8 protein-coding genes and 1 pseudogene are annotated in these 13031 nt (G+C 67.0%); 6 read left to right on the top strand and 3 right to left on the bottom strand.

Features of this window, described 5'->3' with window-relative positions; all coding sequences use genetic code 11:
- Positions 1 to 15 precede the first annotated feature (15 nt).
- Positions 16 to 2082: a glycoside hydrolase family 97 protein gene (locus AC3IR9_RS05225; RefSeq protein WP_489294497.1), complete on the bottom strand. Its 2067-nt coding sequence runs from the start codon at positions 2080 to 2082 to the stop codon at positions 16 to 18.
- A gap of 248 nt (positions 2083 to 2330) precedes the next feature.
- On the opposite strand from AC3IR9_RS05225, the gene AC3IR9_RS05230 reads away from it, so the two are divergent.
- The 6 genes and pseudogenes from AC3IR9_RS05230 to AC3IR9_RS05255 all read left to right on the top strand — a co-directional run bounded on the left by AC3IR9_RS05230 (position 2331) and on the right by AC3IR9_RS05255 (position 11948).
- Entirely contained in the window at positions 2331 to 4523 is a 2193-nt protein-coding gene (locus AC3IR9_RS05230; RefSeq protein ID WP_489294498.1) for a glucosidase family protein, read from the top strand.
- Positions 4520 to 6007, top strand: coding sequence for an MFS transporter (locus AC3IR9_RS05235; protein ID WP_489294499.1), 1488 nt, complete (start codon positions 4520 to 4522; stop codon positions 6005 to 6007). The genes AC3IR9_RS05230 and AC3IR9_RS05235 overlap by 4 nt, the downstream gene beginning before the upstream one ends.
- The gene (locus AC3IR9_RS05240; protein WP_489294500.1) at positions 6007 to 7728 is read left to right on the top strand and encodes an alpha-amylase family glycosyl hydrolase; all 1722 of its coding nucleotides are present in this window, start codon (positions 6007 to 6009) and stop codon (positions 7726 to 7728) included. Before AC3IR9_RS05235 ends, AC3IR9_RS05240 begins: the two co-directional genes overlap by 1 nt.
- 114 nt (positions 7729 to 7842) lie before the next feature.
- Positions 7843 to 8223 carry an SseB family protein gene (locus AC3IR9_RS05245; RefSeq protein ID WP_489294501.1) on the top strand — a complete coding sequence of 127 codons (381 nt, stop codon included), beginning with the start codon at positions 7843 to 7845 and terminating at the stop codon, positions 8221 to 8223.
- Between the two features lie 155 nt (positions 8224 to 8378).
- Positions 8379 to 9890, top strand: coding sequence for a DUF7125 family protein (locus AC3IR9_RS05250; protein WP_489295715.1), 1512 nt, complete (start codon positions 8379 to 8381; stop codon positions 9888 to 9890).
- Positions 9880 to 11948, top strand: a pseudogene (locus AC3IR9_RS05255) (PAS domain-containing protein). The gene AC3IR9_RS05250 and the pseudogene AC3IR9_RS05255 overlap by 11 nt, the downstream one beginning before the upstream one ends.
- A gap of 24 nt (positions 11949 to 11972) precedes the next feature.
- Here the strand turns inward: AC3IR9_RS05255 and AC3IR9_RS05260 are convergent.
- Together AC3IR9_RS05260 and AC3IR9_RS05265 are read right to left on the bottom strand one after the other, a co-directional pair.
- A complete protein-coding gene (locus tag AC3IR9_RS05260) occupies positions 11973 to 12401 on the bottom strand; it encodes a hypothetical protein (protein WP_489294502.1) in 429 nt (142 codons plus the stop codon).
- Positions 12398 to 12997 (bottom strand): RNA polymerase sigma factor, encoded by a 600-nt coding sequence (locus tag AC3IR9_RS05265; protein WP_489294503.1) that lies wholly within the window; start codon positions 12995 to 12997, stop codon positions 12398 to 12400. The genes AC3IR9_RS05260 and AC3IR9_RS05265 overlap by 4 nt, the downstream gene beginning before the upstream one ends.
- Positions 12998 to 13031 lie beyond the last annotated feature (34 nt).

Here is a 13031-nt window from a genome sequence, read left to right on the forward strand (position 1 = left end):
TGCGCTACCGGGGTCTTACAGCGGAGTGAAGCGGATGGCCTGGCCGCCGCCGGGTGCCAACGTCAGTACCAGTGAATCGCTGCTGCTCACCTCGCGCGTTTCGCGCACGAAGGCGAAGGGATTGCTGCGGAAATCCGCGCCGTCGCCATCGCGATAGATGTCGGCGCGGTAGCGCACGCCCGGTTCCAGGAAGCCCAGCGACACCGGCAGCACGCGGCCGTGTTCATCGGTGATGCTGCCCAGGTACCAGTCGCGGCTGTGGCGGTCCTTGCGCGCCATCGTCACGTAGTCGCCCACTTCACCATTGAGTACGCGCGAGTCGTCCCAATCCACCGCGACATCCTCGATGAAGCGGAATGCCTCGCGGTGCTGCAGGTAATGTTCGGGCAGGTCGGCGGCCATCTGGATCGGGCTGTAGATCGTCACGTACAAGGCCAGCTGCCGGGCCAGCGTGCTGGGAATGGCCTGGCCGCCACGGCCCTTCAGGCTGAGGATGCCGGGGGTGTAGTCCATCGGCCCGGACAGCAGGCGCGTGAACACCAGGTTGACCTCGTGCTCGGGCGGGTTCGGTGGTTGGCCCCAGGCGTTGTACTCCATGCCGCGTGCGCCTTCGCGCGTGATCCAGTTGGGGTAGGTGCGGCGCAGCCCGGTGTCCTTGATCGGCTCGTGCGGGTTCACCGCGATGTGTCGCCTGGCTGCTTCCTGCACCACCTTCAGATGGTGGCGGGCCATGAACTGGCCGTCGTGCCATTCGCGCCACAGCGGGCTACCGGCCGGATTGCGCCGGTCCACCTGGCCGTCGTCGCAGACGTAGCCACTTTTGAACGAATCCACCCCCAGCCGCGCATACAGGTCCAGCGCGGCGCCGAGCTGGTCTTCGTAATGCTCGATGGCGCAGCCGGTTTCATGGTGGCCGATCAGGTGCACGCCCTGCTTCGCACCGTAGGCCGACAGCGCCTCGATGTCGAAATCGGTGGTCGGCCGGGTAAAGTCGAAGTCGCCGCCGTTGCCCACCCAGTTGCCGTCCCAGCCCGGGTTCCAGCCTTCCACCAGCACGCCGCGGAAGCCATGCGCGGCGGCGAAGTCGATCACCTTCCTGGTCTTGGCGGTGGTGGCGGCGTGCTTCGGTCCGGTGGCCCAGCTTTCCTGGTCCAGGTGCATCGACCACCACACGCCCAGGTACTTGGATGGCTTCACCCAGCTCACATCGCCGAGCACGTTGGGCTCGTTGAGGTTGAGGATCAGGTCCGACTCCACCAGCCCGCCGGCGCGGTCGCTGATCTGCAACGTGCGCCAGGGCGTATCGAAGGGCAGGGTGCGGCGGACCTTCCAGCCTTCGGCCGACGGCGAGAGCTGCGCGCGCAGGCGCTGGCCCTCGGTGCGGCGCAGCCACATGCCGGCGTAGTCCACCAGGGCCGCCTCATGGATGGCCACGTGCAGGCCATCGCGGCTGCGCAGCGTCAGGGGGGTATGCACCAGCGGCACCTGGTCGAGCGGCGTGCGCTGGTACAGGTATTCATAGTGGATCGGCTCGCCGGCCGGAATCCACCACGCGGTGGACTCGGGCGCGATCGCGAACTCGGTCAGCTCGTCATCGATGATCGCCTCGCGCATGCCGGGCTGCTCGGGGAAGCGATAGCGGAAGCCCACGCCATCGTCGTAGACGCGGAACACCACCTCCAGGCGACGCGTGGCCCCGCTGCGCTCGCCGAGGCGCACCACGATTTCGTTGTAGTGGTTGCGTACGAAACGGCGCTCGCCCCACGGCTGTTCCCAGGTCTCATCGCTGCTGCGATGGTGCTGCGAGAGCACCGCCAGATCGCGGTCCAGGCGACCGTCGCGTAGCTGGAAGCCCAGCTTGGAGTCGCCCACCACGGTGTCGCCCAAGCGCTCGACCCGATAGCTGGGAGTGCCGCCGTCCAGCTGCAACGACACCGTGAGTACCTTGCCCGGCGACTGGACGCTGGCCACGGTCACCGGCGCGGCCAGCGCAGCGGTGCTGCCAAGCAGCAGCAACAACGCCAGCCAGGGCCGGCGACCGCGCCTGTGGCCGCCACGCAGCGGATGCGGATTTGTCGGCATTTTCCCCTCCCAAGGCAGCCTGGACACGGCTTGGACTATAGCCACGCCGCCGCGGCCGTTACGCCCGGCAGCGATGAATACGTATGCAAGGGGGCGCGCGCTGTGGCCTGCCGTCTACCATGGAGCCAGGCACCCTGGGAGGGGGCCGCGCACGCAGCACGGCGCCGTTGGACGGCGCGGCGCTGCGTAACCACAACGCGTGCAAAGAGGGAGGGAGGCCGACGGGCGCAAGCCGGTCCGCCGCTTCGATGCTGAAGATGATCTGCCTGACCGCTGCCTTCGGGGCAGCGCTGGTTTCGACCGCGACCGCGGACGAGCTGACTTTCGACGGCCGCCATGCGCGCGCCGAGTCCGCCGCCGACGGTGGCTTCCGCCTGCATGCGCCACCGGGCGAGGTGGCGATCGCCGCGCAGCCGATGCGCAGCCACACCGACAGCGTGATGTTCGATGCGCTGTTCGCGCTGGCCCAGCAGGACATGCACGCCGACCGCGTCGACGCGATCCGCGACCCGGCCTTCAATCATGGCCGGCCGGTGCCCTGCGAATGTTTCCAGACCGGCGAACGCTGGCCGTATGTATGGACCCGCGATGTCAGCTTCGCCGCCGACCTGGGGTTGGCGCGGCTGGACCCGGTGCGCACCCGGCAATCACTGCAGTTCAAGCTCTCCGCGGCGCGTGACGGGCGTACTGCGGGAATGTTCGTGGCCCAGGACACCGGCTCCGGTGGCAGCTGGCCGATCAGCAGCGACCGCGTGGTGTGGTTTCTCGCCGCGCGCAGCCTGCTCGATGACCGTGCTTTTGCCGAACAGACCTGGCAGGCGCTGCAGGGCACGCTGGCGCAGGACCGTGCGATGGTCTTCGATGCGCGCATCGGCCTGTACCGCGGTGAGACCTCGTTCCTGGACTGGCGCGAGCAGACCTACCCGGACTGGACGCGGGAGGACGTGCGCTTCATCGGCGAGTCGTTCGCGCTGTCCACCAACGTGCTGCACTACCAGGCGCTGCGCCTGGCCGAGCGGCTGGCGCGCGAACGTGGCGATGCCCGTGCCAGTGAATACGGCGGTTCGGCCGCCGCCCTGGCCACGCAGATCGATGCGCGCTTCTGGCGCGACGATGCCGGCCAGTACATGAGCTACATCGGCGAGGCCGCGCACCCGGTGCCGTATGCCAAGTACGACCTGCTGGCGACCTCGCTCGGCGTATTGGCCGATGTTTTTCCGGCCGACCGGGCGCGCCGCGCGCTGTCCGCCTACCCGGCGGTGGAAGGTGGCAGCCCGGTGGTATGGCCGCAGGAGGCGCAGCAGCCGATCTACCACAACCGCGCCGTGTGGCCGTTCGTCAGTGCCTACTCGCTGCGCGCGGCGCGCAAGCTTGACGATGCAGCACGTATCCAGCTGGACATCCAATCGCTCATGCGTGGCAGCGCGCTGGCCGGGTCCAACATGGAAAACTACGAGATGCGTGGCCTGGCCGTGCACGTCGAGGACGGCGCACTGAGCGGGCCGGTGGTGAATTCGCCGCGCCAGCTGTGGTCGGTGGCCGGCTATCTGTCGATGGTGCTGGAAGGCGTGTTCGGCGTGGAGGCCGATGGCAGCGTCACCCCGAAGCTGCCCACCGCGCTGGTCCCACTGCTGTTCGGCAAACGCAGCAGCATCGAACTGGACGACGGCACGCGGCGTTACATCCTCAAGCGCCCGCGCAGGCTGGACGGCGACCTGCTGGTTGCCAGAAAGGTCGTGCGCAACGGCAACACCGTCACCGTCCAGCTGGTGGCGGTCGCCGCGCCACGCCCGGCCGCGCATGTCGTTACGGCAGCGTCTACCTACGCCCCCGCCACTCCCGCAGCCCCCACGCCAACAAAGCGTGGCAATGCCTGGACCTTCCCGGTCCCGCCCCACCACACCCTCTGGCAGGACGGCCGCGAGGTCAGCACGGCCACCGCCTTCACCCTCAACGATGACGGCCACCAGCATTGCCTCAGCCTGACTCGACGCGAGGGCAATGTGGAATCGCTGCACAGCGCGATGACCTGCGTCGGCCCGCAGCAGCGCCTGGCCGGTGCATCGACGTGGAACTGGAATGCCGCGCAGGCCACCCGCGTGCGCATCCGCCTGCGTTACAGCAACCCGAACGGTCCGATCAACACCGGCGTCACTGCGGCGGTCAAACAACTGGTGGCCCAATGCCCCGGCCAGCCCGAACAGCGCGCCCCCGTGGTAATGCCGCACAGCGTGGGGGTGCAGACGTCCACCGCCGCAACCTTCGACCTGGGCAAGGGCCGCTGCCGCTTCCGCCTGGAGGAGGGCTTCAACATGAGCGCGCTGGAACACTTCGCCGCCTACAACGGCGGCAAGGGCGGCCGTGAGGGCGTACTCAACCAGGCCACGGTCAGCGCACTGCTGATCGCTCCGATCGCCGCCGACGTGGAGTTTGCCCGATGAACCGCCCGGCCAAGCCGACCCTGTCGTTCTGGCAGATCTGGAACATGTGCTTCGGCTTCCTCGGCATCCAGTTCGGCTTCGCGCTGCAGAATGCCAACGCCAGCCGCATCTTTGAAACCCTCGGTGCGCCGATGGACGCGGTACCCGGGCTGTGGATCGCCGCGCCGCTGACCGGCCTGCTGGTGCAGCCGATCATCGGCTATCTGTCCGACCGCACCTGGACCCGATGGGGTCGTCGCCGCCCGTATTTCATGATCGGTGCAGTGCTCACCACGCTGGCGTTGCTGGTGATGCCCAACTCGTCCACGCTGTGGATCGCCGCTGGCACGCTGTGGGTGCTGGATGCCTCGATCAACGTGTCGATGGAGCCGTTCCGCGCCTTCGTGGGCGACCAGTTGGCGCCGCGCCAGCGTCCCACCGGGTTTGCGATGCAGAGCTTCTTCATCGGGGTCGGCGCGATCGTGGCCAGCTTCCTGCCCTACCTGCTGACCCAGGTTGGCGTGACCAACACCGCACCCCCCGGCAGCGTGCCCGATACCGTGCGCTACGCGTTCTACTTCGGTGCGGTGGTGCTGTTGGGGGCAATCACCTGGACCGTGCTCAGCACCCGCGAGTACGCGCCCGCCGAGCTGGCCGCCTTCGACGATGCCGAACCACCGCTGGCGCAGCAGCACACGCGCAGTGCCGGGCCACCGGCTTGGACGCAGAGCGTGCAGTGGCTGTTGATCGGTGTTGCCCTGGCCGCACTGATCGCCTGGCAGCACGGCGACAAGATGCTGTACGTGCTGGCTGGCCTGTGCGTCGGTTACGGCGTGCTGCTGGCATTGGCGCGGTACCTGCCCGGCACGCACATGCTGGCGGTGATCGTCGATGACCTGCGCGCGATGCCGCCCACCATGCGCCGGCTCGCCTGGGTCCAGTTCTTCTCATGGTTCGCCCTGTTCGCAATGTGGATCTACACCACGGCCGCCGTGGCCGGCACCCATTTCGGTTCGGTCGATCCAGCGTCGGCGGCCTACAACGAAGGCGCCAACTGGGTGGGCGTGCTGTTTGGCGCCTACAACGGCTTTGCCGCGCTGGCCGCCTTGTTGATCCCGCTGATGGTGCGTTGGCTCGGCCTGCGCTGGAGCCACCTGGTCAACCTGTGGCTGGGCGGACTGGGGCTGGTGTCGTTGCTGTTCATCGACAACCCGACCTGGCTGCTGTTGTCGATGGTCGGGGTGGGCTTTGCCTGGGCCTCGATCCTGTCGTTGCCGTATGCACTGCTGTCCGACAGCGTTCCCGCCGCCAAGATGGGCGTGTACATGGGCCTGTTCAATTTCTTCATCGTGATTCCGCAGCTGGTCGCGGCCAGTGCGCTCGGCTTCGTGCTGCGCACCGTGCTGGGCGGTAATCCGATGCACGTGCTTGCCGTCGGCGGTGCCAGCCTGTTCGTGGCCGGCCTGTGCGTGCTGCGCGTGACCACCCACCCGGAGGTTGCATGATGCGTTGTCGTTCGCGTGTGTCGTTGGGGCTGTCGCTGGCCCTGTTGTCGGGCCCGGTCATGGCCGCATCGCCGCCGGAGTACGTGGGGACGCAGGAGCCGTTCGCCAGCGACGCGGTGTACTTCGTGGTCACCGATCGCTTCGTCAACGGCGATCCATCCAATGACCATCGCGACCAGGGTGGCAAGCATCCTACGTTCGACATCCCGGTGGCCTGTCCGGACAAGGTGGACGGCAACATCGGTTACCTCGGCGGTGACTTCAAGGGCGTGCTCGACAATGCCGGGTACATCGCCAACCTCGGTTTTGGTGCGGTGTGGATCACGCCGATCGTGGACAACCCCGACGAGGCCTTCACCGGCAGCAAGCCGATCAGCTGCAGCAGCACGCTGACCGATCGCGGCAAGACCGGCTACCACGGCTACTGGGGCATCAACTTCTACACCCTCGACGAGCACCTGCCCAGCGCCGACCTGGATTTCGCCGGGCTTACCCGCGGCCTGCACGCGGCCAAGCTGAAAGTGGTGCTGGACATCGTCGGCAACCACGGCTCGCCGGCCTGGACCATGCCGGTGCGGCAGCCACAGTTCGGGCAGGTCTTCGACAAGGCCGGCACCCTGGTCGCCGACCACCAGAACCTGCCGCCGCAGCAGCTGGACCCGGCACACAACCGGCTGCATGGGTTCTACAACACTGTCGGCCCGGTCGACGGTGAGCACGGTTCGATCTTCGACGGCAACCTGGCCGAGCTGGGCGACTTCAACCAGGCCAATCCGGCGGTGATGGATTACCTGGTCGATGCCTACCTGCAATGGACCGCGCAGGGCGTGGACGCGTTGCGCATCGATACCATCGGCTGGCTGCCACACCCGTGGTGGCACGCGTTTGTCCGTCGTATCCGTGCCGAGCATCCGGGCATGTTCATGTTCGGCGAAGCGTTCGACTATGACGCCAGCAAGATTGCCGAGCACACCTGGCCGGCCAACGCGAACGTGAGCGTGCTGGATTTCCCGCTGCGCGGCGCACTGTCCTCGGTGTTCGGCAAAGAGCAGAAGGGCTTTGAAACACTGGCCGAGCCGCTGTACCTGCTGGGTGGGCCCTATGCCAACCCGTATGAGCTGATGAGCTTCTACGACAACCACGACATGGCGCGACTGGATGCCACCGATGCCGGTTTCATCGACGCGCACAACTGGCTGTTCACCGCGCGCGGCATTCCGGTGCTCTATTACGGGTCGGAAACCGGCTTCATGCGCAGCCGTGCCGAACACGCCGGCAACCGCGCGTACTTCGGCCAGCAGCGTGTCGATGCCGCCCCGCAGAGCCCGATCTTCGGCCCGCTGCAGCGTATCGCCAGGCTGCGCGCCGCCACCCCGGCCCTGCAGCGGGGGCTGCAGGTCAACGAGCGGTTGTCCGGCGAGGAGGCGGTGTTCTTCCGTGTCCTGCAGCACGACGGCATGGCCCAGACCGCGCTGGTGCTGCTCAACAAGGGCGACACCGCGCGCCGCATCCAGGTCGGCCGCTACCTACAGCCAGGCCAGTGGCGCGACGCGCTCGATGGCGGCAGCCGGCAGGTGACCGACCGCCTGGAGGCCGAGGTGCCGGCCCACGGGGTCAAGGTCTTCCTGCTGGACGCGGTGGTGAACCAGAAGGCGCTCCAGGCCGAACTGCACCGCGCCGTCACCGACCAGGCCGCCAGGACCAGGCGCCTGGCCCGGTAACAGGGTAGGTACCGACCGTTGGTCGGTACGCGCGGTCTACGACCCGGATGCCAAAGGAAATACAGCCGGGCAGGGAGCGCCTCTACAATGGGGCGCCCCTCACCTCCTGCCGCCATGACCGACCTGCCGCCCCAGACCCCGATCGAAACCCTGCTCAAGTCCGCGATGGACGGCCAACTGCCGATCGCGCTGTTCATGAAGGCATTCGTCGCCTCGGAGGTGGTGTTGTTGACCGGCAGCTTGGTGACCGCCGATGGCAGCGGCTTCGATCCGCTGCTGTTCGACAAACAGGGGGTGCTGCACGTGGCGGTGTTCACCGGCCTGTCGCGGGTCGGCTTCCACAGCCAGCAGGCCCCGCACACGCTCCACATGCAGATGCTCAATGTGCTCAAGCGCGTGCCCGGCGGCTACGGCGTGGTGGTCAATCCCGGGACCTCGCTGGGGCTGGAATTGTCCGCCGCGGGCATTGGCGAGATCCTCAAGGATTTTGCCTGACGCCTGTCGCGCGGCCACCACGTCGCGCCTTGCGTTGACGAGGGCTTTCATGCCTTCCACTACGCCGTCATGAGTTTGCTGAACGTGCCGCTCTGGCGCGATCTTGATCACACAATTCGTACACAGAACCCGTTGCTAGACTCCCCGTCGTTGAAATTGGGGATTTTATGCAGACACAGAGTTCACGCATAACCACCGGTATCCAAGGCCTGGATCAGATCCTGCGCGGCGGCTTTCCACAGGGGCGGCTGTACCTGCTGGAAGGTCCACCTGGCTCGGGCAAGACCACGTTGTCGCTCCAGTTCCTGATGGAGGGGCTCAAGCGCGGCGAACGCTGCCTGTACATCACCCTGTCGGAGACGGCCGAAGAACTTCGCGAAGTCGCTTCGGCGCACGGCTGGTCGCTCGATGGCCTGCATCTGTTCGAACTCGGTTCGGCCGAGGATGCACTGGGCAATGGGCGGCTGCAGTCCGTGCTGCACTCCTGGGAGGTGGAGCTGGACGAAACGGTCAACCTGATCCTGGGCGAGGTGGATCGCATCGCGCCCCAGCGCGTGGTGTTCGATTCGTTGTCCGAGCTGCGCCTGCTGGCCCAGGATTCGCTGCGCTACCGCCGCCAGATCCTGGCCCTGAAGCAGTTCTTCGCGCCCAAGAGCACCACCGTGTTCCTGGTCGATGACCTCACCTCCACCGGTCAGGATCACGATGGCCAGTTGCACAGCCTGTGCCATGGCGTGCTCTCGCTGGAGCGCCTGACGCTGGACTTCGGCGCGGCGCGGCGGCGGCTGCAGGTGCAGAAGCTGCGCGGCGTGGATTTCGTGGCCGGTTACCACGACATGGTGATCCGCGAAGGTGGGCTGGAGATCTTCCCGCGGCTGATCGCCTCCCAGCATCACGAGCAGTTTGCGGGGGCGGCGATCAGCAGCGACGTGGTGGAAATAGACAACCTGCTGGGCGGCGGGCCGCTGCGTGGCACCTGCACGCTGCTGACCGGCCCGGCCGGCAGCGGCAAGACCAACGTGGCGCTGCAGTACGTCTGGGCCGCCTGCGAACGGGGCGAGAACTGCTGCATCTTTGAATTCGACGAGCGGGTCGGCACGCTGCTGACCCGGGCCAAGGCGCTTGGGCTGGACCTTGGCGCACACCTGGCCTCGGGCCGGTTGGAGATCATGCAGATGGATCCGGCGGAAATCTCGCCCGGTGAGTTCTCCTGGAACATCCAGCGGGCCGTGGAGGAACGCGGCTGCCGTGTACTGCTTATCGACAGCCTGAACGGTTACGTGGCGGCGATGCCGCAGGAAAAGCAGCTGATGCTGCAGCTGCACGAGATGCTGTCCTACCTCAACCAGAAGGGCGTAGTGACCTTCCTGGTCAATCCGCAGCACGGGCTGGTCGGAACCATGTCCACCGGAAACCTCAACGTGTCCTACATCGCCGATGCGGTGATCCTGTTCCGCTTCTTTGAAGCGCAGGGGCGCATCCGCAAGGCGATCTCGGTGATCAAGAACCGCGGCGGTGCCCATGAGGACACCATCCGTGAGCTCAAGATCGATGCCGGTGGATTGTCGCTCAGCGCGCCGCTGAAGGAGTTCAAGGGCATCCTGACCGGCACGCCGGAGTTCGTCGGCGACAATGGCGCGCTGCTGGGCCACCCCTATGCCGGATGATGACGACGCATCGGGAATCGTCCATATCGTCGCGCCGTTCGGGCGGATGCCCCGAGCATTGCATCGGTGCTGCACAGTGCCGGGCTGACCCCCCAGGTGCAGCCCCACCTGGCTGCCCTGGCCGACGCACTGGATGAACGCGCCGGCCTGGTGGTAGTGACCGAAGAAGCCGTGGCCGCCGACACCGATGGGCTGATGGCGGCGCTGTCCGCACAACCCACCTGGTCGGACCTGCCGTTCATCCTGCTGCGCTCTCCGCGCACGCACCGACGTTCACCGGCCGACGGGTTGCTGCCGGGTTCCATCAACGTGGTCGAACTGGATCGCCCGTTGGGCAGTTTGTCGCTGCTCAGCGCGGTGCAGGGGGCGCTGCGGGCCCGTGAAAAACAGTACCTGGTACGCGACCAGATGCGTGCATTGGCCGATAGCCGTGTCGCGCTGGTGCGCAGCGAGTCGGAGCTGCGCCTGATCGCTGACGCGATGCCGGTGCTGATCGCCTTCATCGACCGCTCGCTGCACTACCGCTTCGCCAACAAGGCCTACGAAGCCTGGTTCGAGCTGTCGGTGGGCGAGGTGATCGGACGGCACGTCAGCGAGGTGATCGGCAACGACGCCTGGGAGGCGCGCAAGCCGGCGATGGCGCGCGCGCTGGCCGGCGAGGAATCGGTGTTCGAGATCCACTGGCCGCGCCCGGACGGACGTCGGCGTGACAGTGAGGTGCGCTATTCGCCGCGCTTCACCGCCGACGGCAGTACCGACGGCTTCCACGTGTTCGTTACCGACATCACCGTGTCCAAACTGGCGCTGGAGACCAGCCGCCAGCACGCCCAGGACCTGGAGGCGATGGTCGCCGAGCGCACCGGCGAGCTGGAGGCACAGATGGCCGCACGCGAGGCCAGCGAAGCGGCGTTGCGCCAGGCCCAGAAAATGGAAGCGATCGGGCAGTTGACCGGGGGCATCGCGCACGACTTCAACAACATGCTGACCGGTATCCTGTCGGCATTGGACATCGTGCGCATGCGCCTGGAAATGGGCCGGTTCGACGACCTGGAGCGCTTCCTGGATACCGCAACGGCATCCAGCCAGCGCGCAGCCGCGCTGACCCAGCGCTTGCTGGCGTTTTCGCGACGGCAGTCGCTGGATACCCGCCCGGTCGAGCTCAATGCGCTGGTGGCGGCACTACCGCAGCTGCTGCGCAGCTCGCTGGGGGAAACGGTGCGCATCGAGACCCGCATCGCCGCCGAGCCGCTGCATGCCGCACTGGACACCAACCAGTTCGACAGTGCGTTGCTCAACCTGGCGATCAACGCCCGCGATGCCATGCCGCACGGTGGCGTGCTGGAGCTGCGAACCTCCTCGGTGGTGATGCAGGAGGGCGAATCGGCCACCATTCCGGCCGGTCGCTATGCGGTGATTGCCGTGGCCGATACCGGTGCCGGCATGGCCCCGGAAGTGGTGGAGCGCGCGTTTGAACCGTTCTTCACCACCAAGCCGATCGGCAAAGGCACGGGGCTGGGCATGTCGATGGTGTATGGCTTCATGCAGCAGTCCGGCGGGCACATCGGCATCGATTCGATGCCCGGCCAGGGCACCACGGTCTCGCTGTTCATCCCGCTGGTAGCGGCGGCGCAGCCGGAGCAGGAGGCCGGCACACCGGCGGTAGCGCTGGGCGCAGGCCAGTCGATCCTGGTGGTCGAAGATGACGAACAGGTGCGGATGCTGGTCACCGTGGTGCTGGAAGACCTCGGCTACCAGGTCGAGGTGGTGGGCGATGCCAATGGCGCGATGCCGATCCTGGCCTCGTCCCGCCACATCGACCTGCTCATTACCGACGTGGGCCTGCCCGGCCTCAATGGACGTCAACTGGCCGAAATCGCCCGGCAGTCGCGGCCGCTGCTGCCGGTGTTGTTCATGACCGGCTACGCGGAAAAAGCCCAGGAGCGTTCGTCCTTCCTGGAACCGGGCATGGCGATGATCGCCAAACCCTTCGTGCTGGATGAGTTCAGCGCGGCGGTGCGCGGCTCGATGCCGGCGCTGGCGATGGCCGGCAGCGGGTGAACGCTTCGCGGCCGGCACTGCGGGTCAGGTGATCCTGCCCCGCGTGCCGGTGCCGCGCCAGCGTGCTCCAATCGATGACAGCGCGATGCAGCCGGCCCCGGCCAGCATCCACGCCAGTGCATTGGGTCCTGCCCAATGGGCCCACGCCTGCCACCCTGCGGGTGCATACCATGCGCCGATCAACACGGTAACGGTGGCAAGCAGGCCCAGCAGCACCCGGGAAACCCAGCGCTCGACCCAGGCGTCGTGCCCGCTGATGCGTACCGCCACCTCGCCGGCCAAGTCCATCGGTGGCCCACTGAGCGGTGCGGTGGCGATGGCCTGTGCGACACGCAGGTAGTCCGATGTCGTCGTATCGGCAACCAGGCGCTCGCCGGACAGCGTCGCGCGCAGCGCACGCTCCTGGGCGTCCCATTCGACGGGGTCGATATGCGGATTCTCCGCGCTGTTCATACCGGCACTCCGATGCGTGATTCGAGTAGATCCCGCAGCCGCTTGCGGCTGCGGAACAGGTGGCTCTTGATGGTGCCTTCGGCCAGGTCGGTCAGCATGGCGATCTCGGCGATGGGAATCTCTTCCAGGTGGTACAGCGTCAGCAGCGTGCGTTGCAGCGGTGGCAATGCATCGATTGCCGCATGCAGGTGCGCGGCGATCTCCCGTTCGCCGACGCACGCCTCCAGGTCGATCCCGTCACTGATCTGGTCCATCAGCGATACGCCATTCTGGTCGGCGCCATTGTCGGCGATGGGGAGGCATCGCCGTTCCAGGTGGCGCTTGGCCACCGAGTAGGCGACCTGGGCCACCCAGGACTTCAACGCACTTTCGCCACGGTACTGGTGGATCGACTGGTGGATGCGCAGGAAGGCTTCCTGGCACAGCTCGCGGGTGTCATCGGGGTGGCGCACCATGCGCTCGACCACGCGCCAGCACAGGCCCTGGTACTGGCGCACCAGGTGGTCGAAGGCACCGGGCTGGTGCGACAGGATCGCCGCGACCAGGGCGAGGTCGGCGTCCAGGCTGGCGGTGGCGGCAGCAGGCGGGGTAGTCATCAGTACAGGGGATACGTCGAGCAGGCGGTTGGTT

The organism is Stenotrophomonas sp. GL_101 (assembly GCF_057835675.1).

Bases quoted from the DNA above. Each gene is read 5' to 3' on its own strand.
- AC3IR9_RS05225 (WP_489294497.1), bottom strand. From the start codon at position 2,082: ATGCCGACAAATCCGCATCCGCTGCGTGGCGGCCACAGGCGCGGTCGC.
- AC3IR9_RS05230 (WP_489294498.1), top strand. From the start codon at position 2,331: ATGCTGAAGATGATCTGCCTGACCGCTGCCTTCGGGGCAGCGCTGGTT.
- AC3IR9_RS05235 (WP_489294499.1), top strand. From the start codon at position 4,520: ATGAACCGCCCGGCCAAGCCGACCCTGTCGTTCTGGCAGATCTGGAAC.
- AC3IR9_RS05240 (WP_489294500.1), top strand. From the start codon at position 6,007: ATGCGTTGTCGTTCGCGTGTGTCGTTGGGGCTGTCGCTGGCCCTGTTG.
- AC3IR9_RS05245 (WP_489294501.1), top strand. From the start codon at position 7,843: ATGACCGACCTGCCGCCCCAGACCCCGATCGAAACCCTGCTCAAGTCC.
- AC3IR9_RS05260 (WP_489294502.1), bottom strand. From the start codon at position 12,401: ATGAACAGCGCGGAGAATCCGCATATCGACCCCGTCGAATGGGACGCC.
- AC3IR9_RS05265 (WP_489294503.1), bottom strand. From the start codon at position 12,997: ATGACTACCCCGCCTGCTGCCGCCACCGCCAGCCTGGACGCCGACCTC.